This window comes from Mesorhizobium sp. M7A.F.Ca.CA.001.04.2.1, assembly GCF_003998485.1.
Taxonomy (GTDB): domain Bacteria; phylum Pseudomonadota; class Alphaproteobacteria; order Rhizobiales; family Rhizobiaceae; genus Mesorhizobium; species Mesorhizobium ciceri.
In genome coordinates, this window is sequence record NZ_RZQT01000008.1 from 34,353 (window position 1) to 53,662 (window position 19,310).

The 19,310-nt window shown below is 62.2% G+C and carries 17 protein-coding genes; 13 read left to right on the forward strand and 4 right to left on the reverse strand.

The features are described from left to right. Positions 1–10 precede the first annotated feature (10 nt). The 3 genes from EN955_RS04575 to EN955_RS04585 all read left to right on the forward strand — a co-directional run bounded on the left by EN955_RS04575 (position 11) and on the right by EN955_RS04585 (position 3,068). Positions 11–895, forward strand: a complete 885-nt coding sequence (locus tag EN955_RS04575; protein ID WP_013529037.1) for a F0F1 ATP synthase subunit gamma — start codon at positions 11–13, stop codon at positions 893–895. A 70-nt stretch (positions 896–965) separates the two neighbouring features. Then, positions 966–2,558 carry a F0F1 ATP synthase subunit beta gene (gene atpD, locus EN955_RS04580; protein WP_024504228.1) on the forward strand — a complete coding sequence of 531 codons (1,593 nt, stop codon included), beginning with the start codon at positions 966–968 and terminating at the stop codon, positions 2,556–2,558. A 102-nt stretch (positions 2,559–2,660) separates the two neighbouring features. Beyond that, on the forward strand, positions 2,661–3,068 hold the full coding sequence (locus tag EN955_RS04585) for a F0F1 ATP synthase subunit epsilon (protein WP_013529039.1): 408 nt from the start codon (positions 2,661–2,663) through the stop codon (positions 3,066–3,068). 51 nt (positions 3,069–3,119) lie between these two features. On the opposite strand, the gene EN955_RS04590 is transcribed toward EN955_RS04585, so the two are convergent. Beyond that, a complete protein-coding gene (locus EN955_RS04590) occupies positions 3,120–4,640 on the reverse strand; it encodes a mannitol dehydrogenase family protein (protein WP_024504229.1) in 1,521 nt (506 codons plus the stop codon). Between the two features lie 95 nt (positions 4,641–4,735). On the opposite strand from EN955_RS04590, the gene uxaC reads away from it, so the two are divergent. The 8 genes from uxaC (at position 4,736) to EN955_RS04630 (ending at position 12,032) form a co-directional block, all read left to right on the forward strand. Beyond that, positions 4,736–6,196 (forward strand): glucuronate isomerase, encoded by a 1,461-nt coding sequence (gene uxaC / locus EN955_RS04595; protein WP_050580485.1) that lies wholly within the window; start codon positions 4,736–4,738, stop codon positions 6,194–6,196. 32 nt (positions 6,197–6,228) lie between these two features. Next, entirely contained in the window at positions 6,229–7,206 is a 978-nt protein-coding gene (locus EN955_RS04600; RefSeq protein ID WP_024504231.1) for a TRAP transporter substrate-binding protein, read from the forward strand. 59 nt (positions 7,207–7,265) lie between these two features. Beyond that, the gene (locus tag EN955_RS04605; RefSeq protein WP_024504232.1) at positions 7,266–7,793 is read left to right on the forward strand and encodes a TRAP transporter small permease; all 528 of its coding nucleotides are present in this window, start codon (positions 7,266–7,268) and stop codon (positions 7,791–7,793) included. Beyond that, positions 7,794–9,074 (forward strand): TRAP transporter large permease, encoded by a 1,281-nt coding sequence (locus EN955_RS04610; RefSeq protein WP_127218826.1) that lies wholly within the window; start codon positions 7,794–7,796, stop codon positions 9,072–9,074. Between the two features lie 104 nt (positions 9,075–9,178). Continuing rightward, positions 9,179–9,952, forward strand: coding sequence for a FadR/GntR family transcriptional regulator (locus tag EN955_RS04615; RefSeq protein ID WP_024504234.1), 774 nt, complete (start codon positions 9,179–9,181; stop codon positions 9,950–9,952). Between the two features lie 22 nt (positions 9,953–9,974). Continuing rightward, the gene (kduI, locus tag EN955_RS04620; RefSeq protein ID WP_024504235.1) at positions 9,975–10,826 is read left to right on the forward strand and encodes a 5-dehydro-4-deoxy-D-glucuronate isomerase; all 852 of its coding nucleotides are present in this window, start codon (positions 9,975–9,977) and stop codon (positions 10,824–10,826) included. Continuing rightward, entirely contained in the window at positions 10,823–11,581 is a 759-nt protein-coding gene (gene kduD, locus EN955_RS04625; RefSeq protein ID WP_024504236.1) for a 2-dehydro-3-deoxy-D-gluconate 5-dehydrogenase KduD, read from the forward strand. The genes kduI and kduD overlap by 4 nt, the downstream gene beginning before the upstream one ends. 112 nt (positions 11,582–11,693) lie before the next feature. Next, positions 11,694–12,032, forward strand: coding sequence for a cupin domain-containing protein (locus EN955_RS04630; protein WP_024504237.1), 339 nt, complete (start codon positions 11,694–11,696; stop codon positions 12,030–12,032). 57 nt (positions 12,033–12,089) lie between these two features. On the opposite strand, the gene EN955_RS04635 is transcribed toward EN955_RS04630, so the two are convergent. From EN955_RS04635 to EN955_RS04645, 3 genes are all read right to left on the reverse strand, one after another. Further along, a complete protein-coding gene (locus tag EN955_RS04635; RefSeq protein WP_081714345.1) occupies positions 12,090–13,157 on the reverse strand; it encodes a glycosyltransferase family 2 protein in 1,068 nt (355 codons plus the stop codon). A gap of 19 nt (positions 13,158–13,176) precedes the next feature. After that, positions 13,177–14,397 (reverse strand): FAD-dependent oxidoreductase, encoded by a 1,221-nt coding sequence (locus tag EN955_RS04640; RefSeq protein WP_081714346.1) that lies wholly within the window; start codon positions 14,395–14,397, stop codon positions 13,177–13,179. Between the two features lie 403 nt (positions 14,398–14,800). Beyond that, on the reverse strand, positions 14,801–16,222 hold the full coding sequence (locus EN955_RS04645; protein WP_024504240.1) for a coniferyl aldehyde dehydrogenase: 1,422 nt from the start codon (positions 16,220–16,222) through the stop codon (positions 14,801–14,803). A 409-nt stretch (positions 16,223–16,631) separates the two neighbouring features. On the opposite strand from EN955_RS04645, the gene EN955_RS04650 reads away from it, so the two are divergent. Both EN955_RS04650 and recQ read left to right on the forward strand, forming a co-directional pair. Beyond that, a complete protein-coding gene (locus EN955_RS04650; protein WP_245462019.1) occupies positions 16,632–17,294 on the forward strand; it encodes a sulfotransferase in 663 nt (220 codons plus the stop codon). Beyond that, a complete protein-coding gene (gene recQ, locus EN955_RS04655; RefSeq protein ID WP_024504242.1) occupies positions 17,294–19,135 on the forward strand; it encodes a DNA helicase RecQ in 1,842 nt (613 codons plus the stop codon). Before EN955_RS04650 ends, recQ begins: the two co-directional genes overlap by 1 nt. The last annotated feature ends 175 nt before the right edge of the window (positions 19,136–19,310 follow it).

The window sequence follows — 19,310 nt, forward strand, 5'->3', positions numbered from 1 at the left end:
GGTTTGAAGCATGCCTTCATTAAAAGACCTTCGTAACCGTATCGCCTCGGTCAAGGCGACGCAGAAGATCACCAAGGCGATGCAGATGGTCGCTGCGGCGAAGCTGCGCCGTGCGCAAGAGGCTGCGGAAGCGGCGCGCCCCTATTCGGAGCGCATGGGTTCCGTGCTGGCCAACATCACCCAGGCGATCGGCGGCGGTGGCGATGCCCCGGCGCTGATGACCGGCACCGGCAAGGATGATGTGCATCTGCTCGTCGTCTGCACCGCCGAGCGCGGCCTGTGCGGCGGCTTCAATTCGCAGATCGCCCGTCTTGCCCGCGACCACATCCGCAAGCTTTTGGCCGACGGCAAGCAGGTCAAGATCATCTGCGTCGGCAAGAAGGGTTTCGACATCCTGCGCCGCGACTACGCGTCGCTGATCATCGATCGCGTCGATCTGCGCGAGGTCAAGACACTCGGTTTCGTCAATGCCGATGCCATAGCCAAGAAGGTCATCCATCTCTTCAACGAGGGCGGCTTCGACATCTGCACGCTGTTCTATTCGCAGTTCAAGTCGGTGATCAGCCAGATCCCGACCGCGCAGCAGATCATTCCGGCGGGCGTTGCTTCGGCTCAGGCGGAAGTGACGGATGGCGGCAACGCTGTCTATGAATACGAACCGGAGCCGGGCGAAATCCTCTCCGATCTCATTCCGCGCAACATCTCGGTGCAGGTTTTCCGGGCACTGCTCGAAAACGCGGCCGGCGAGATGGGCGCCAAGATGAGCGCCATGGACAATGCGACGCGCAACGCCGGCGAGATGATCAACAAACTGTCGATCACCTATAACCGCCAGCGGCAGGCGCAGATCACCAAGGAACTGATCGAAATCATTTCGGGCGCCGAGGCGCTCTAGGCGCGGTCCGCGGGTTTTTTGCCCGCGACCGGACCGCGTGAGAAACAAAGGACGAAAAAGGGTAAAGACGATGGCGAAAGCAGCGACCCCCCAGAAGGCAGCCCCCAAGGCCGCAGCCGCGAAGGCAGCAGCCCCCGCGAAGGCGGCAAAGGCTCCAGCAGCAGCCGCGAAGGCGGCCCCGGCCAAGGCAGCAGCACCGGCGAAGACCGCAGCTGCCAAGACATCGGCAGTGGCCAGCAAGGCAACCGGCGTTGTCGGCAAGGTCCGCCAGGTCATCGGCGCCGTCGTCGACGTGCAGTTCGGCGATCACCTGCCGGCGATCCTGAACGCGCTCGAGACGACCAATGTCGGCAACCGTCTGGTGCTCGAAGTCGCCCAGCACCTGGGTGAAAACACCGTGCGCTGCATCGCCATGGACTCGACCGAAGGTCTGGTTCGCGGCCAGGAAGTGCGTGACACCGGCGCGCCGATCACCGTGCCGGTCGGCCCGGGCATGCTCGGCCGCATCATCAACGTCATCGGCGAGCCGGTCGACGAAGAAGGCCCGGTCGACGCGATCGAAATGCGCTCCATCCACCAGCCGGCTCCGACGTATGTCGAGCAGTCGACGGAAGCACAGATCCTGATCACCGGCATCAAGGTGCTCGACCTCTTGGCTCCCTACGCCAAGGGCGGCAAGATCGGCCTGTTCGGCGGCGCCGGCGTCGGCAAGACCGTGCTGATCCAGGAACTGATCAACAACATCGCCAAGGCGCATGGCGGCTATTCGGTGTTCGCCGGCGTCGGCGAGCGCACCCGCGAAGGCAACGATCTCTATCACGAGTTCATCGAATCCGGCGTCAACAAGAAGGGCGGCGGCGAAGGCTCCAAGGCCGCGCTCGTCTACGGCCAGATGAACGAGCCGCCGGGCGCGCGCGCCCGCGTCGGCCTGACTGGCCTGACGGTTGCGGAGTATTTCCGCGACCAGGGCCAGGACGTGTTGTTCTTCGTCGACAACATCTTCCGCTTCACGCAGGCGGGTTCGGAAGTGTCGGCTCTGCTCGGCCGTATTCCTTCGGCCGTGGGCTATCAGCCGACGCTCGCCACGGACATGGGCGCGCTGCAGGAACGCATCACCACCACCACCAAGGGCTCGATCACCTCCGTGCAGGCCATTTACGTGCCCGCCGACGACTTGACCGATCCGGCGCCGGCGACCTCGTTCGCCCACCTTGACGCGACCACGACGCTGAACCGCGCCATCGCCGAAAAGGGCATCTATCCGGCCGTCGATCCGCTGGATTCGACCTCGCGCATGCTCGACCCGCTGGTCGTCGGCGACGAGCATTATGGCGTCGCCCGCCAGGTGCAGTCGATCCTCCAGCGCTACAAGTCGCTGCAGGACATCATCGCCATCCTGGGCATGGACGAGCTGTCGGAAGAAGACAAGCAGACCGTGGCCCGCGCCCGCAAGATCGAGCGCTTCCTGTCGCAGCCCTTCTTCGTCGCCGAAGTGTTCACCGGCGCCCCGGGCAAGCTGGTCGACCTCGCCGACACCATCAAGGGCTTCAAGGGCCTCTGCAACGGCGACTACGATCACCTTCCGGAAGCTGCCTTCTACATGGTCGGCGGCATCGAGGAAGCGGTCGAGAAAGCACAGCGCCTCGCGGCTGAAGCGGCGTAATCAAGCGAATAGCGAATAGGGAGTAGCGAATAGGGAATATGGGCCGGCGAATTCTTCTTCTGACTACTCGCTGCTCGCTATTCGCTATTCGCTAAATTGATCATGGCTGAAGCTTTCAAGTTCGAACTGGTCTCGCCGGAGCGCCTGCTTGTTTCCGAGCAGGTTGAATCCGTCGTCATTCCGGGAGCCGAAGGCGAGATGACCGTGATGGCGCATCACGCGCCGGTCATGACCACGATCAAGCCGGGTGTCGTCACCGTAAAGACCGCAGCGGGCGGCGAAGAACGCTATGTGGTGTTCGGCGGCTTCGCCGACATCGTTCCGGCCGGCTGCACGCTGCTGGCGGAATCGGCTGTCGCGGTGAAGGATGTCGACCGCGCCGATCTCGCGCGCCGCATCCAGGAAGCCAAAGAAGACGCCACTGATGCCAAGGACGACGAGGCTCGCAGCAAGGCGGAACAGTTCCTTAGCCAGCTCACCACGCTGGAAGGCGCCATCCTGCCGGCTTGAAATTCGGTTCGATGAAAGAGTAAAAAGCGGGGCCTTGCCTCGCTTTTTTGTTCAAATGCCCAAGGCTGCGAAAGCCAATGTCGGGCCGTCTCGTCGCAGGTGGACGAGATGCACGGCCACGAGCTCGATCAAGGTCTGGCGCTCGGCATGGTCCCTGGCGAAGCCGGCGAGGTCGAACACCGCGGTCACGGTTTCGTTCGCCGGCAGTTGCTCGCCCAAAAGTGCCGTCAACGCCGCGTCGAGTGGGTCGGTGAAATGGCCCTCCGGCAAGGTTTTTCCTCGTGCGGCGCAAGCAGCGATCCAGGCAGCCACCACCAACGTGAGATGGACCAGCTCGGTACCGGCTTCTAGACATTCAATGGCGGAAGCGACGATGCGCTGCGGCAATTTCTGGCTGCCGTCATTGGCGATCTGAGCCGTACGGTGGGCAAGTGCAGTGTTGGAAAAACGCTCAGCGAGCTCCGCGGTGTAAGCGCTCGGGTCGAGCCCGGCATCCTCGGGCAGGGTCGGGATGGCTTCCGCCCACAATGCATCGACGAATTGCCGGATCGCCGGGTCGGCGAAGGCGCGGTCGACGGTGGCATGACCGCTGAGCAGGCCAAGATAGGCGATGGCCGAATGCGAGCCGTTGAGCAGCCTGAGCTTCATGTCCTCGAACGGGCCGACGTCGCGAACCATGGTGACGCCGAACTGTTCCCAGTCCGGGCGGCCCGCTGGGAAATTGTCTTCGACCACCCATTGGCAGAACGGCTCGGTCATGACAGGCCAAGCGTCCTCGGCACCGAGTTCTTCAGCGATCCGCGCCCGATCGGCATCGGTGGTTGCCGGCACGATGCGGTCGACCATGCTTGAAGGAAAGGCGACCTGATGGGCGATGTGATCGGCAATTCCGACATCACTCGATTGGGCGAGCCCGGCATCTCGCAACTGGGCGAATTCAACCAACAGCCGATGCAGCGTGGCGCCGTTGGCCGGCAGATTGTCGCAACAGAGCACGGTAAAGGGCGGCGTGCCGGCGGCGCGTCGCCGGGCAAGCGCCTCGGTCAGGAAACCATGCGCTGTCTTCGGCATCTGCGGATTGGCCAGATCATGGGCGATATCGGGATGAGCAGCGTCCAATCCGCCGCCAGCCGCCCTCAGATAGGCCTTTTCGGTGATCGTAAGTGTGACGATGCGGGTGCGCGGATCGGTCAGCGCGGCCAGCACCGCGCCCGGATCCTCCGGCGCAACCAGCATCGCGGTAATCGAGCCGATGACCTGAAGTTTTTCGGTTCCACTGCTTCTGATCGCCAGCGTGTAGAGCCCATCCTGCGGCGTGAGTGCGTCGCGCGTGTCGGCGCTGCGCAGCGAAACGCCTGTTATGCCCCAATCCGTCTCGCCGGCCGCCAGGCAATCGTCGACATAGGCGGCCTGGTGGGCGCGATGGAAGGCGCCGACGCCAAGATGCACGATGCCCGGGACGATGCGGCTGCGGTCATACGAAGGCGTCGCGATCGAAGCCGGCAGTGCGCGCACCGTCTTCGTGGAAAGGCGTTCGGTCGTCGTGGTGCGACTGGTCTGGTCGGATGACATGAGTGGCCTCGGCAGGGATCGGCAAAGCGGCGTAACATTCGATTTCCCGCCACACAATGGGCCGAAAAGTCATCATACAACAATCTAATTTTTGTATGTTGACATTATTTCTTGCCGCCCCTACCGATAGCGGCCCTGGGAGGATTGCCGTGCCACTGACCGATGCGGATCTGCTGTTTCCCGCCGATGCGCATTCGCGCTCGGTTGCCCGCGATCTCTATGCCGGGATCAAGGACCTGCCCCTGGTCAGCCCGCATGGCCACACGGATCCGCGTTGGTATGCGCTGAACGAGCCTTTTACGGATCCGGCGCAACTGCTCATCGTTCCGGACCACTACATTTTCCGCATGCTGTTCAGCCAAGGCATCCGCCTTGAGGATCTCGGCGTGGCGACGCTGGACGGCGCGCCTGTCGAGACAGACGGCCGGACGATCTGGCGTCGTTTTGCCGAGCACTATTATCTGTTTCGGGGCACACCGACCCGGCTGTGGTTCGATCATGTGCTTGCCGATCTGTTCGGCATCGACGAGCCGCTGACCGCAGCGACCGCCGACCGCCACTACGACGCCATCGCGACGCTGCTGCAGTGGGAGAATTTCCGCCCGCGCGCCCTGTTCGAGCGCTTCAACATCGAGGTCATCGCGACCACCGAAGGCGCGCTCGACGATCTCAAATGGCACCAGATGATCCGCGACAGCGGCTGGCAGGGCCGTGTGGTCACCGCTTATCGCCCCGACGCCGTCGTCGATCCCGACTTCGAGGGGTTTTCAACCAATCTCGACCGGCTCGGCGAGATCACCGGCTGCGACACCGGCAGCTGGGCAGGCTATCTCGATGCGCATCGCCAGCGGCGCGCCTTCTTCAAAAGCTTCGGCGCGACCTCGTCCGACCATGGCCATCCGACGGCCGAGACCGCCAATCTTTCGGATGCTGCAGCGCAGGAGCTGTTCAATCGCGTTCGCCGTGGCTCCGACGACGAGCGCGAACGGAAACTGTTCCGCGCCCAGATGCTGACCGAGATGGCCAAGATGAGCCTCGACGACGGGCTGGTGCTGCAGATCCATCCCGGCTCCTGGCGCAATCATTCGTCGGCTGTTTTCCAAAAATTCGGCCGCGACAAGGGTTTCGATATCCCGACCCGGACCGACTATGTCACGGCGCTGAAGCCACTGCTCGACTGCGTCGGACTTGAGCGCGACCTCACAATCGTTCTCTTCACGCTCGACGAAACAAGCTATGCGCGCGAACTGGCGCCACTCGCCGGTGTCTACCCGGCGCTGAAGCTCGGGCCGGCCTGGTGGTTCCACGACAGCCCGGAAGGCATGCGGCGCTTCCGCGAGATGACCACCGAGACCGCCGGCTTCTACAACACCGTCGGCTTCAACGATGACACCCGTGCCTTTCCCTCGATCCCGGCGCGCCACGATGTGGCGCGGCGGGTCGACTGCGCGTTCCTGGCGCGTCTCGTCGCCGAGCATCGGCTGCGCGAGGACGAGGCGCATGAGCTGGCGCGGGAGCTTGCTTATACACTTGCGAAAAAGGCCTACCGGCTCTGAGCCGGGCGTTTTGGTTTCATAGGGAGGAAGTCATGTTGCATCTTTCGAAATTGACGGCAGTAACATTCGTTTTCGGCTCGTTGCTGGTCGGCATCGCCAACGCCGAAACCGTGCTGCGGTCGTCCGATACCCATCCCGACGGCTATCCAACCGTCGAAGCGGTCAAATATATGGGCGAGCTGATCAAGCAGCGCACCAATGGCCGCTATTCGGTCGAGGTCTATCATTCGGCGCAGCTCGGCGAGGAGAAGGACACGATCGAGCAGACGCAAACCGGCGTCATCGATCTCAACCGCGTCTCGATGGGGCCGTTCAACGGCATCGTTCCGCAAACCGCGGTGCCGTCGCTGCCCTACATGTTCCGCTCCGTCGAGCATATGCGCCATGTCATGGACGGGCCGATCGGGGACGAGATCCTGAAAGCCTTTGAGACTCACGACCTTGTCGGTCTCGCCTTCTACGATTCCGGGGCACGCTCCTTCTACAACACCAAGAAGGACATCACCTCGATGGCCGACATGAAGGGCATGAAGTTCCGCGTCATCCAGTCCGACGTGTTCGTCGACATGGTCAATGCGTTGGGCGCCAACGCCACGCCGATGGCCTATGGCGAGGTCTATTCGGCTTTGCAGACAGGCGTCATCGACGGCGCCGAGAACAACTGGCCGAGCTTCGAATCCGCCAAGCATTTCGAGGTCGCCAAGCACTACACGCTCGACCAGCACCAGATCGTGCCCGAGGTTCTGGTGATGTCGAAGGCGAGCTGGGACAAGCTCGCCCCGGAAGACCAGGCGATCGTGCGGCAGGCGGCCAAGGACAGCGTCGTCAAGATGCGTGAATTGTGGGACGCGCAGGAGAAGAAGTCGCGCGACATCGTCGAGAAAGCCGGCGTCAAGGTCAGTGAGATCGACAAGCAGCCGCTGATCGATGCGATGAAGCCGGTCTACGAGAAATATCTCTCGACCCCCGAGTTGAAAGATCTCGCCGCGCGCATCCAGGCGACCAAATAATCCGTTCGCGGCAATGGTGGCGCGAGCTTGCGCGCCACCGTCCAGGGGGAAGCGCGCATATGAAACCATTCTGGCTGGCAATAGAACGGCTGCTGTCAATGCTGGCGAGGCTTGCGCTGTGGGTCAGCGGCATCGGCCTGACGCTGATGACCGTGATCATCTTCTGGCAGGTGTTCTCACGCTATGTGCTCAACAGTTCGCCAAGCTGGACGGAACCCTTCTCGGTGATTTTGATGGGGTGGTTCATCTTTTTGGGCGCGGCCGTCGGTGTCCGCGAACGCACGCATCTGGGCTTCGATGTGCTGCTCTATTTCCTGCCGCCCGCCGCAAAGGCGGTACTGCGCAGCATTTCGGATGTCGTCGTGCTCGCCTTCGGTCTCGGCATGATCGTCTACGGCGCCCAGCTCACCCGGCTGACATGGAACACGGTGATGCCGTCTCTCGCTTTCCCGGGCGGCGTCAGTTTCCTGCCGGTCATCCTGGGCGGCGCGCTTGTCTGCCTGTTTTCGCTCGAGCGGCTTGCCGGGCGCTTTGCCGGACTGCCGGTCGATGCCGATCAATACGCCACGGGCGAGGAGGGTCTCTAGATGGCATTGACGGTTCTGTTCGGCACCTTCGTCTTTCTTCTGATCATCGGCACACCGATCGCCTTCTGCCTCGGTGTCGCCAGCTTCGCCACGGTTCTGGTGCTGGGGCTGCCGCCGCTGGTGGTGTTCCAGCGCCTCAACTCCGGTGTCAGCGTGTTTTCGCTGATGGCCATCCCGTTCTTCATCTTCGCCGGTGACCTGATGGTGCGCGGCGGCATTGCCGCTCGCCTTGTTGCGCTCGCCGGGGCGTTGGTCGGCCACCTGAGAGGCGGGCTCGGCCAGGTCAACATCGCCGCCTCGACCATGTTCGGCGGCATTTCCGGCTCGGCGGTGGCCGATGCCTCGGCGGTCGGCGGGCTGATGATCCCGCAGATGAAGGCGCGCGGCTACGGCGTCGATTATGCTGTCAACATCACTTCAGTCGGCGCCATCATTGCGCTGCTGATACCGCCTTCGCACAACATGATCATTTATTCGATTTCGGCCGGCGGCCGGATCTCGATCGCCGATCTGTTCACCGCCGGCATCATACCGGGCCTGCTGCTGGCGCTATCTCTGATGGTCACGGCCTATTGGGTCGCCAGCCGCCGCGCCTATCCGACCGAGCCGTTCGCCGGCTTCGGCAGGGCGCTGCAATTGCTCGTTGCCGCAATTCCCGGGCTGATCCTGATCGGCATCATCTTCGGCGGCGTTCGCTCCGGCGTCTTCACCGCCACCGAAAGCTCCTGCATCGCCATCGTCTATGCTTTCCTGGTGACCCTGCTGATCTATCGCTCAATGAGCTGGAACGACTTCGTCACCGCGACCACCGCTGCCGTGCGCACAACCGCAATGGTGCTGATGATCATCGGCTGCGCCGCCGCCTTTGGCTGGCTGCTGGCCTATCTCCGGGTGCCGGCCGCTCTGGTCGCCTTCCTGCAGTCCGTATCCGACAACAGGCTGGTCATCCTGCTGTTGATCAACGTCGTACTTCTCATCCTCGGCACGTTCATGGACATGTCGCCGCTGATCATCATCACCACGCCGATCTTCCTGCCGGTGGTCATGGCCTACGGCGTCGATCCGGTGCATTTCGGCGTGATCCTCATTCTCAATCTCGGCATCGGCTTGTGCACACCACCGGTGGGGGCAGTGCTGTTCGTCAGCTGTGCGATCGGCCGGATCCCGATCTGGACGGCGATGCGTTCGATCTGGCCATTCTATGGGGCGGCTTTCGCTGTGTTGATGCTTGTCACCTACGTGCCGGAAATTTCGTTGTGGTTGCCGCACCTGTTCCACTAGAGCAGTTCACGGGAACGGCGAACTGCTCTAACCCTTTGTTTTGACGCAATTCCGGACGGAAACCGTTTCACATTTTTCCTGGAATTGCTTTAGGAGACCATCACGTGTCCGCTGCATCCGCCGATCTCAGGGTCGAGAGAAAACCCAAGCTGTCGGAGACCGTCGTTGCGGCGATCCGCAAGCAGCTGCAGGCGGGCGAAATCCTGCCTGGCCACAAATTGCCGACCGAGGGCCAGCTGACCGAGACCTTCGGCGTCAGCCGCACCGTCATCCGCGAGGCGCTGGCCAAGCTTGCCGCCGACGGCCTGGTCGAGTCGCGTCAAGGCGCCGGCGTCTTCGTCACCGAGCATATCTCGACGATGTTCGGAGCGCTTGCCGCCGACATGGGAGCCAAGGATTCGATCGCGCTCAACGTGCTCGAGGTACGCCTGGCAATCGAGATCGAGTCGGCCGGGATCGCCGCTATTCGCCGCAACGCCGCGCAGGAGGCGGCGATCCAGGAAGCCTTCTTCGAATTCGAGCGGCTGCTGCTTGCCAGCGAGCCGACCGGCCCGGCCGACCTCGCTTTCCACCGCGCCATCGCCAGCGCGACCAACAACCCATTCTATGTCGAGATGCTCGACGTGCTCGGCCGGCGCGCCATTCCGTGCGACGTGACCTCGCCCTGGTCGACCGAACTGGCGCAATCCGACAGCTACCAGCGCGGGCTGCAGCGCGAACATCTGGTGATCCTCAATGCGATCACATCGGGCGATGCCGAAGCGGCGCGCGAGGCAATGCGCGCGCACCTCACAGCCAGCCAGCAGCGCTACCGCGAGCGCCTGCATGCGCGTCAGGCTTTCTATGCCAGTTCGGTCAGGGCCGCCGCCGGCGAATGACCCATTTCAAGTCAGGACGAAAATGAGCCAGAGCCATACCGATTACACATCCCGCTTTGCCATAGACCCGGTTGCCGCCGCGGCGATGGGAACCGATGAACTCCGTCACAATTTCCACATTGACGGCCTGTTCCAGTCCGGCCGCATCAGCCTGACCTACACCCACTACGACCGCATGATCGTCGGCGGCGCCGTGCCGATAGGCTCGCCGCTCCAACTGGAGGCGATCAAGCCGACCGGCACCAAAGGTTTCCTCGACCGGCGCGAGTTGATCGCCGTCAACATCGGTGGCGTGGGCGTCATCACGACCGGCGGCCAGTCCTTCGAATTGCAGGCGCGCGACATGCTCTATCTCGGCATGGGCACACAGGATGTGTCCTTCGCCTCAGCGGACGAGGGGGCGCCGGCGAAGTTCTATCTGCTCAGCGCGCCGGCGCATCTGGCTCATCCCAGCCGGCTGATCCGCATCGGCGATGCAAAGCGCCTCGATCTTGGCAGCAAGGATGCCTGCAACGAGCGTTCGATCTTCCAGTTCATCCATGCCGATGGCGCAAAGACCTGCCAGCTGGTGGTCGGTATGACCCAGCTGGCGCCGGGCTCTATCTGGAACACCATGCCTTGCCATGTGCATGACCGGCGCATGGAGGCCTATCTCTATTTCGACCTGGCCGAGACGGCGCGCGTCTTCCACTTCATGGGCGAGCCGGACGAAACGCGCCATATCGTCATGGCCAACGAAGAGGCCGTGCTGTCGCCGGGCTGGTCGATCCACTCCGGCGCCGGCACTTCCAATTATGCGTTCATCTGGGCGATGGCCGGCGACAATGTCGACTACACCGATGTCGACCCGGTGGCGTTGGGCGATCTGCGGTGAGCGACCCCTTCAGCCTTGCCGGAAAACGTATCCTGGTCACCGGCGCCAACACCGGCATCGGCCAGGGCATCGCCGTATCGATCGCACGCGCCGGCGGCACGGTGATCGGCGTCGGTCGCTCGTCGATGGACGATACGGCCAGAAAGATCGCAACGATGGGCGGGCAATTCGAGGCGGTGAGCGCCGATCTTGCCGACACGTCAGCCGCCGGCCCCTTGCTCGACCGCGTCTGGGACGAAAGCGGCCCGCTCGACGGGCTGGTCAACAATGCCGGCATCATCCGGCGCGCCGATGCCGTCGATCTCAGCGAGGCCGATTGGGACGACGTCATGGATGTCAATCTGAAGGCGGTTTTTTTGCTCTGCCAAAGCTTTGCCATGCGTGCCTTGGCCGCTGAGCGGAAAGGCAAGATCGTCAACATTGCCTCGGTGCTGAGCTTCCAGGGCGGCATTCGCGTGGCGTCCTACACCGCCTCGAAGCATGGCGTGCTGGGCATCACCCGGCTGCTTGCCTGCGAATGGGCGCAAAAAGGCATCAACGTCAACGCTATCGCGCCAGGCTATATCGAAACCAACAACACGCAGGCGCTGCGCGCCGATCCCGACCGCAGCGCCGCCATCTTGGCGCGTATCCCGGCCGGCCGCTGGGGCGAGGCGGGCGACATTGGCGACGCCGCCGTCTTCCTGCTGGCGCCGGCGTCCAACTATATGCATGGCGCGGTGGTGCCGGTGGATGGCGGCTGGCTGGCGCGCTAGCGTGGTTCGTCGTTTCGCGGAAACGCTGAACCGCGCTATCTCATTGTTTTAACGCAATTCCGGACGGAAAACCGTTTCACACTTTTCCTGGAATTGCTCTGAGGAGACAACGATGACGAAGCCGAAGATTTTCGCGCATGCCGGCGAGGGCGCCTGGACGACAACGCCGGACGGCAACAGGCGACGCGTTCTCCTGCACACCGACGAGCTGATGCTGGTCGAATTCGGCTTCGACAAGGGTGGCGTCGGCGCCCTGCATTCGCACCCGCATGTCCAGGCAAGCTACGTCGCCGAAGGCCGCTTCGAGGTGACCATCGACGGCCGGAGCGAAATCGTTGGGACGGGCGGGAGCTTCATCGTGCCGTCGGGCCTGATGCACGGTGTCAAGGCGCTGGAAGCGGGGCGGCTGGTCGACAGCTTTACGCCGCACCGGGCCGATTTCCTCGTCTGAGCGCGCCAGCGCCACGCGTGCCCGCTCGTGCTGCTCTCTTGGGTTTCGGTTGCCCGGTTAGCGGATTCCAAAGAAACGGCGAATTTTTTCTCTTGGCCTCATCTGTTCACGCCGGAAGGCTAAAAGATCGGCTTCCAGTTTGGAGTTCTTTTCTCTTAGCGTTTTGATCTCAGCAGAGAGCGCCCGATCGTATTCATTGGATTGCAGGATGGCAGGGAGTTCCAAAAGATGCATGCTCCCTTCGGTCGCAAGGCGTTGAAGGCATTCGATCATAAGCGAGCCACCTGCGTGAGGTGAATGTGCCAAATAGTGATAGCTCTGATTTGGCCTGATAACAGCAATCCGATCAAGGATAAACTGGTGGAAAAAGAAACGCTCTTCAGCGGTGCTACAGACCGGCATTACAGCCTCAAGAAGCCCGGTGTATAACGTGGTCCAGGACCCGCGTTTGCGCTCATCGGGCCATTCAAACCACTGTTTGTGATAGTTTTCTTCATGGTCCAGGCGATAGTAGAGCGTCTCCGGAATCCGAATGAAACTGCCCCACCGCAAGACCTTTGCCAACCATACAAATATTTCGGAAAGCCCACGATACTCATCGGCTCGAATGAGCCCGGCCTGCCTGATGGCGTCGCGACGGAGCAGACCCCGCACGGCCATAGGCTCCTTTTGCTCAATGTGCTGCCGGAGGCGGTGAAGTGTGTCCCCCTCGATCGACGCGGCTATATCCATACCGGTCCGTCCACCCATCCATTTACAGTCGGCGTAAACGGCCGCCGCATCTGGCTTTTCCCAGGCGGTACGAACCAATCTTTCGAAGAAGTCCGCTGTGGTTGTGTCGTCGTGCTGACGATAGCAGAAGAACTCGCCGAGTGGCTGTTTCAGCAACCAGTTAAGATTTCCAAACCAGTCGAGCCGTTCTTGATGGACAATCATTCTAAACCGATTGTCGTCGAGGAATGGCCGGCATTTCTCGGCCGTTGCGAGGTCGTTTCCGTCGACTGAAATTATGACCTCGAAGTCACGGAAAGTCTGTTGCTGAAGACATTTGAGTGCTCCCTCGATGTATTTCGTACCGTTATATACGGGCATCCCTACCGTAATTGTCGGCGTCAAACGTTTCATTCGCGATCCTTTGAGGTGTTCAGACGTCACCCGCTATCCTGGTCGCACACTGGTCGGCAAAATATGGTGCCATGGTGAGTTTGCCTGGATCTATTGAGTGATATTTGTCCTTCGAAGTAATTCCAATCTGATATCGTTGATGCAGTTCGCTGTTGGTATCGTAGATGTCCGTTTCGCCCCAAGCAACGATAAGTCCACCTTTGACCAAGGCATCCGGCAAGTTCGCCGCATCGACTGCGGCTAGCGAGGGGACGATCTCCGTCATGGCGGCAATTGTTCGTGTGAGGATTTTTGTGCGGAGCGGCTCTGGCGGAAAGGTATCCCAGACCGGCGGCGTCACCTCGGTTGAATACCCATGGATGCATTCCGGGTACCAGGTAAGATATGTCAGCCGATCAGGATAACTGACCACTTCCCCGAATGGTCCAGAGACAAAGGTCGCACTGGGAGGACGCTCAAGTCCGTCCGGCAAGGTGAAGCTGATTCCGTATTTTAAGCGATGAAGCCAAGGCCGTGTCGGTTTCAGCCCCATTGTCGCATCAATCGCCAAACGCCCGTCCCAAAGAGCGTTCACTACGTGATCGAAAGCATCTACTTGAACGAAACCAGCCTTCTCACTCGTAACGCACAACCTATCATCGACGCTGTCAACCTTTGAAACCTGATGTCCGTGACGCACTTCGATGCGGCGATGGTCGGCAATTGCTCTCCTAAGGACCGATGCCAACGCTACCGGATTGATGGCGACTTCCGGCGTGTCGAAAGCTGCAAGCGCTGCGTCCGGGTTGAATCTTGTATCCCGCTCGCTGCTGGTCCATGCTCGCGGAGGCGCTGAAATATCCAATCCGAAGTAGTCGAACTCGCGTCCAGTTGATGCTTTCACAATCAACTCATGAACGTCCCGGAGATAATCCTCAACCGCTTGGGCCGAATGTTGGCTGTCTCGATGGACGACGTAAGCCGCGGGAACCGAGGTTGCTAAGGCGTGCGTCTCTATGCCTAGGTGCCGATGCATGAACGGTGCGAAGGCGAGAGCACCCTTCATCATGATCCGAGCTGTCGATAGGGACGGGTCACCCGCATACATGTATCCAAGATGGATCTTCCCCTCGTTCGCGACAGCTGTTCGACTGAGAATCGCATCGTTTCTATCGAAAAGGACTACGTCCATGCCTCGCTCGCCCAAAGCTAGAGCTGCGCAGCAGCCTTGAAGCCCCCCACCTAAAATAGCCACTCGCATTCCGGACCCCTAGCAACACAGCGCTGCGATCGACACTCCACAGGATTCCTTGATATCAAGGAGGCGCACTCGTCAACGAATTTGGTCATCTCGCGCCGCCGCGATCGCGGCACGTATCCAGGCAGCCGCCGGGTTAAGTGAGCGATATTGGCGACGCCGCCGCGTTTCCTGCTAGCGTCGGCGTCCGGCCATATGCATAGCGCGGTGTTTCGGGTGGTAGGTGGCTGGCAGGCGGGTAGAAGATCGAGTCGTGTGTGGAATGACCCGCACCTCAAAGGAGGCGCGGGTCTGTTGCCTGGGCGCTTGTGGCGCCGCGGTACTCAAGACATCACCGCAGGATGAGGACCCTGCCGCACCGTGGTGAAGATAGTCTTAATGCACCGGGGCTGCGTAGCTCGGTCGGTCAGGTGATGTGCCGCAGGAGGCTGAAAAGCCGTTCGAACGTCTTGCCGTAGGGCGGGCGCAGCAGGCTTCCCGCGCTCAGCCGCGACTGCATGAAAACCGGTTTCTCCTTGCTGAAGGTGCGAAATCCCCATTCGCCGTGATAGGCGCCCATGCCGCTGGCGCCGACGCCGCCGAAGGGCTGGTTTTCCTGTACCAGATGCAGCATGCAGTCGTTGACGGTGACGCCGCCGGCAATTGTCTCGTGCAGGATGCGTTGACGGTTGCCGCTGTCGCGGCCGAACCAGTAGAGTGCCAGCGGGCGGTCGGCCCCGTTCACATGGGCGATCGCCTCGTCGATCCCGGTGTATTCTACGATGGGCAGCACCGGCCCAAAGATCTCTTCGCGCATCAGCCGCAGGTTGGAGCCGGCATTGCGGACCAGGGTCGGCGGTAGTTTCCGGCTGGTGGCGCCGAGTTCCTCGTGGGCCGGGTTGATTTCGGTGATATCGGCGCCGGCGTCACGCGCTTCAGTGACCATGTCGCGCAGGCGCTGGTGGTGCCGATCGCTGATGATGGCGGTATAGTCGGGGTTGTCGCGCAGGGTCGGGTAGAGCTTCGCGATCGCCGTTGCGAGCCTGGCAGCGACCGTGCCTGCTTGCCCCTTCGGCACCAGAAGGTAATCCGGCGCGATACAGGTCTGCCCGGCATTCAACAGCTTACCGTAGGCAATGCTCGATACTGCCGCGTCGAGGTCGCATGACGGATCGAAGATTGCCGGCGACTTGCCGCCCAGTTCGAGCGTGACCGGGGTCAGATTGGCGGCCGCGGCGATCGCGACCTGGCGTCCAACCGCGGTCGAGCCGGTGAACAGCAAATGATCGAAAGGCATCGACACGAAGGCCTTTCCCATCTCCGCATCGCCGCTGATGACGCTGAGCTCATCGGCTGCGAAATGCTCGGCAACGAGTTTGGCCAGCAGCGCGGAAAATGCCGGCGTCAATTCGGAAGGTTTGATGAGCACGCGGTTGCCGGCCGCGAGTGCCGCGATGACCGGCGCGACGGCGAGCTGGAAAGGATAATTCCAGGGCGACACGATGCCGATGACACCGAGCGGCTGCGGGATGAGGCGATTTCTGCCGGGCAGGAACGGCATGGTGGTGGCAACGCGGCGTTCGCGCATCCAGCCCCTGAGGTGCGACAGCGCGTGGCGGATGCCGGCGCGTACGACGAACAGTTCCGCAAGACGCGTCTCATGCGCGGAACGGCCGCCAAAGTCGGTGTCTATGGCGGTGCAGATGTCGGCTTCATGCCGCTCGGTCAGCGCGAGCAGGCGTTTGAGGCGATCCTTGCGAACGTCAAAGTTGGGGAAAGGCTGCGCCTCGAAGGCGGCGCGCTGCAGGTGGAACCGCTCGCCGAGAACATTCTGTCTGGTCTGCAGCATCACGCCCTCCCTGGCTTGCCGGACGGAGCTTACATCGTGGTGCGTGGCGGAATCCAGCGGGGGTGCAGGTGTCCTAGGGGAAGCCGCTTTCGGATGTGCACGGCATCCGGCTGGCAGGCGCCGATGGCCGCATCAACGACAGGTTCCTGCAAAGGGGGCGTTGTGGTTGGATGACGGCTGCGCTACTCCAAAGCGTCACGCCAGAGAGTCGTCTTGACCGGTTTCCACATCCTCTCCAGTCTACGAAATTCCAGCCCGGTGTCCGCCTGATGCTGATATCGGCGACGAGCATCTTGGCCATGGACCCCAAGCGGCGCGTTCCGCGCCGCGCGGCCCAGCGGAATTGCGGATGAAGGGCGCTCACAGGCTTGAGTTCCTGCGGTTCGTGCCGCTGTCTCTGAGACAGCGCATGCAAAGACGCAGATATGCACGCGCGACGCCCGCCAACAGAATTTTCATTTCGGGCTGCGCACGCAGCGGGACGACGCTGACACAGCGGCTGATGAGGTGTTTCGAGGACATTTTCGTCCATCCGCCCGAAGCGCGATACGCAATGCTGGACATGTTGGACCGGCCGGAATCGAACCTCGTCGTCAAGCGCGATGCGCGCGGTTTTGCGCATCTGGCGAAGCTACCGACCTCCATCGGCTTGATCTATTGCATGCGCCATCCATTCGACACGCTGACAAGTTCGCATCCGCAAACACGCAACCAGCGTCGGTTCCACGTCACGCCGCAACGCTGGCTGACCGAATACGACGCGCTGATCCGGCTGAAGAAGGCACAACCGCACCGGCAGATCCTTTTCGTCCGCTACGAAGACATGATCGGCGCGCCCGATGCGCAGCAGGACAGAATCGCGCAGTCATTCGGACTGACACCGCGCATTCGTTTCAGCGAGGACCCGGACAATCTGATCCGGGTGGCTTCGTTGAGAAAATGGGAACGGAATGAAGAATTCAGGACCTATCTCGGCGGCCTGCCCCCGGCATTTCTCGCCCGCGTCCAACGTTTCTGCGCCGAGTTCGGCTATGACATGCCAATAAGCACGCCGACCGTGGACGCGCGGTGATGCAGGCACCGGCGGCCCTCGCGACAGAAGAGCTGGATCCCAAGCGGCGCGTGCTCAAGGACGTGTTCGGCTTCGATGATTTTCGCCCCGGGCAGGCCGATGTCATGGACGCGCTGCTGGCCGGGCGTCATGTGCTGGCTGTGATGCCGACTGGTGCGGGCAAATCGCTTTGCTACCAGGTGCCGGCGCTTGTCCTGGGCGGGCTCACCATTGTCGTCTCGCCGCTGGTGGCGCTGATGCAGGATCAGGTCGCCGCCTTGCGGCTGGCCGGCGTGGCCGCCGATACGATCAATTCCTCGATCGACCGCGATGCCAATATCGCCGCATGGCGTCGCGTCGCCTCGGGCCAGACGCGCCTGCTCTATCTCGCGCCGGAGCGGTTGATGACTGAGCGCATGCTCGAGGCGCTGGCCAGGCTCGATATCAGCCTGATCGCCGTCGACGAGGCGCATTGCATTTCGCAATGGGGGCCGGCGTTCCGGCGCGAATACGAGGACCTGTCGCGTCTGCGCGGCATCTTTCCCAGCGTGCCGGTCATCGCGCTGACGGCGACGGCGGACGAAGGCACGCGCACCGACATCGAATCCCGGCTGTTTGCCGAGCGCGTCGAGACCCTGGTGCTGGGCTTCGACAGGCCGAACATCAAGCTTGCCATCGAGGCCAAGCAGGACAGCAAGCGGCAATTGCTGCGCTTCGTCGAGCGCCATCCCGGCCGAAGCGGCATCGTCTATTGCCTGTCGCGCAAGAAGACGGAGGAGATGGCGGCCTTCCTCGAGAAGAACGGTGTCACCGCGCTCGCCTATCATGCCGGCATGAGCAAGGAGGCGCGTGACGCCAACCAGAACAGCTTCATGACCTTGTCCGGCGTCGTCATGGTGGCGACCATCGCCTTCGGCATGGGCATCGACAAGCCTGACGTCGCCTATGTCTTCCACACCGACATGCCGGGCAGCCTGGAGGCCTACTACCAGGAGATAGGCCGCGCCGGCCGCGATGGGCGGGACGCCGAGGCGCATATGCTGTTCGGCCTGGGCGATATCCGCATGCGCAGGATGTTCATCGACGACGAGGATGCGCCGCCCGAGCACAAGAGGCGCTCGCATGGCCGGCTCGACACGCTGATAGGCTATTGCGAGACGGCGCAGTGCCGCCGCCAGGTGCTGCTCGGCTATTTCGGCGAGGAAGCGCAGCCTTGCGGCAATTGCGACACCTGCCTCGACCAGGCACCGCGCGCCGATGGCGGAGCCGAGGGTCGGATCATCCTGACGGCGATCGCCCAGAGCGGTGAGCGTTTCGGTGCCGGCCATATCATCGACATCCTGCTCGGCCATGAAACCGAGAAGGTGCTTGCCAGGAACCACCAGAGGCTCACGAGTTTCGGCAGCGGTCTGGCGCACAAGAAGGATTTCTGGCTATCGCTGATCCGGCAACTCGTCGCCGGCGGGTTCCTGATGCCGGATCCGGCCGGTCATGGCGGCCTCGCCATCGCCGAAAAGGGTCATGCGCTTGGCCGTGGCGAGGTGCCGTTCCATTATCGTGTCGAGGTACGCAGCCGCGCCTTGCGCGGCAAGATGCGCTCCGGGCAGGATCTCGGGCAATCGGCTGTGGACACCGGGCTACTGGCCGCGCTCAAATCCTTGCGCCTGCGGCTCGCCAAGGAGCGCCAGGTGCCGGCCTATGTGGTGTTCTCGGATCGTACGCTGATCGACATGGCCGAGCGCCGCCCGCACGATCTCGACGCCTTCGCCGAAGTGAATGGGGTTGGGGCGGCAAAGCTCAAGGAATTCGGCCAGGTTTTTCTGAGTGCGATTGCCGAGCACCGGTCGGGTGAGGCGGCCTGAGGTCAGATCAGCGACTGGTCACGCGCCGTGAAGCAGAGGGATCTTCGGAGAAGGCATCCGTTCCGAAACCTCCTGTGCCGCCGCCGCCCATTCCTCCACCGCCCATGCCCCCCAGGGACCGATTAGTTCAACGTTTTCTGGCCGGCCGGTCGACAGATCAGGCCCAGACTGAGGC

Excerpts from the sequence above, each read along its gene's own strand:
- EN955_RS04575 (WP_013529037.1), top strand. The coding sequence starts at position 11 with ATGCCTTCATTAAAAGACCTTCGTAACCGTATCGCCTCGGTCAAGGCG.
- atpD (WP_024504228.1), top strand. The coding sequence starts at position 966 with ATGGCGAAAGCAGCGACCCCCCAGAAGGCAGCCCCCAAGGCCGCAGCC.
- EN955_RS04585 (WP_013529039.1), top strand. The coding sequence starts at position 2,661 with ATGGCTGAAGCTTTCAAGTTCGAACTGGTCTCGCCGGAGCGCCTGCTT.
- EN955_RS04590 (WP_024504229.1), bottom strand. The coding sequence starts at position 4,640 with ATGTCATCCGACCAGACCAGTCGCACCACGACGACCGAACGCCTTTCC.
- uxaC (WP_050580485.1), top strand. The coding sequence starts at position 4,736 with ATGTTGACATTATTTCTTGCCGCCCCTACCGATAGCGGCCCTGGGAGG.
- EN955_RS04600 (WP_024504231.1), top strand. The coding sequence starts at position 6,229 with ATGTTGCATCTTTCGAAATTGACGGCAGTAACATTCGTTTTCGGCTCG.
- EN955_RS04605 (WP_024504232.1), top strand. The coding sequence starts at position 7,266 with ATGAAACCATTCTGGCTGGCAATAGAACGGCTGCTGTCAATGCTGGCG.
- EN955_RS04610 (WP_127218826.1), top strand. The coding sequence starts at position 7,794 with ATGGCATTGACGGTTCTGTTCGGCACCTTCGTCTTTCTTCTGATCATC.
- kduI (WP_024504235.1), top strand. The coding sequence starts at position 9,975 with ATGAGCCAGAGCCATACCGATTACACATCCCGCTTTGCCATAGACCCG.
- EN955_RS04630 (WP_024504237.1), top strand. The coding sequence starts at position 11,694 with ATGACGAAGCCGAAGATTTTCGCGCATGCCGGCGAGGGCGCCTGGACG.
- EN955_RS04635 (WP_081714345.1), bottom strand. The coding sequence starts at position 13,157 with ATGAAACGTTTGACGCCGACAATTACGGTAGGGATGCCCGTATATAAC.
- EN955_RS04640 (WP_081714346.1), bottom strand. The coding sequence starts at position 14,397 with ATGCGAGTGGCTATTTTAGGTGGGGGGCTTCAAGGCTGCTGCGCAGCT.
- EN955_RS04645 (WP_024504240.1), bottom strand. The coding sequence starts at position 16,222 with ATGCTGCAGACCAGACAGAATGTTCTCGGCGAGCGGTTCCACCTGCAG.
- EN955_RS04650 (WP_245462019.1), top strand. The coding sequence starts at position 16,632 with ATGCAAAGACGCAGATATGCACGCGCGACGCCCGCCAACAGAATTTTC.
- recQ (WP_024504242.1), top strand. The coding sequence starts at position 17,294 with ATGCAGGCACCGGCGGCCCTCGCGACAGAAGAGCTGGATCCCAAGCGG.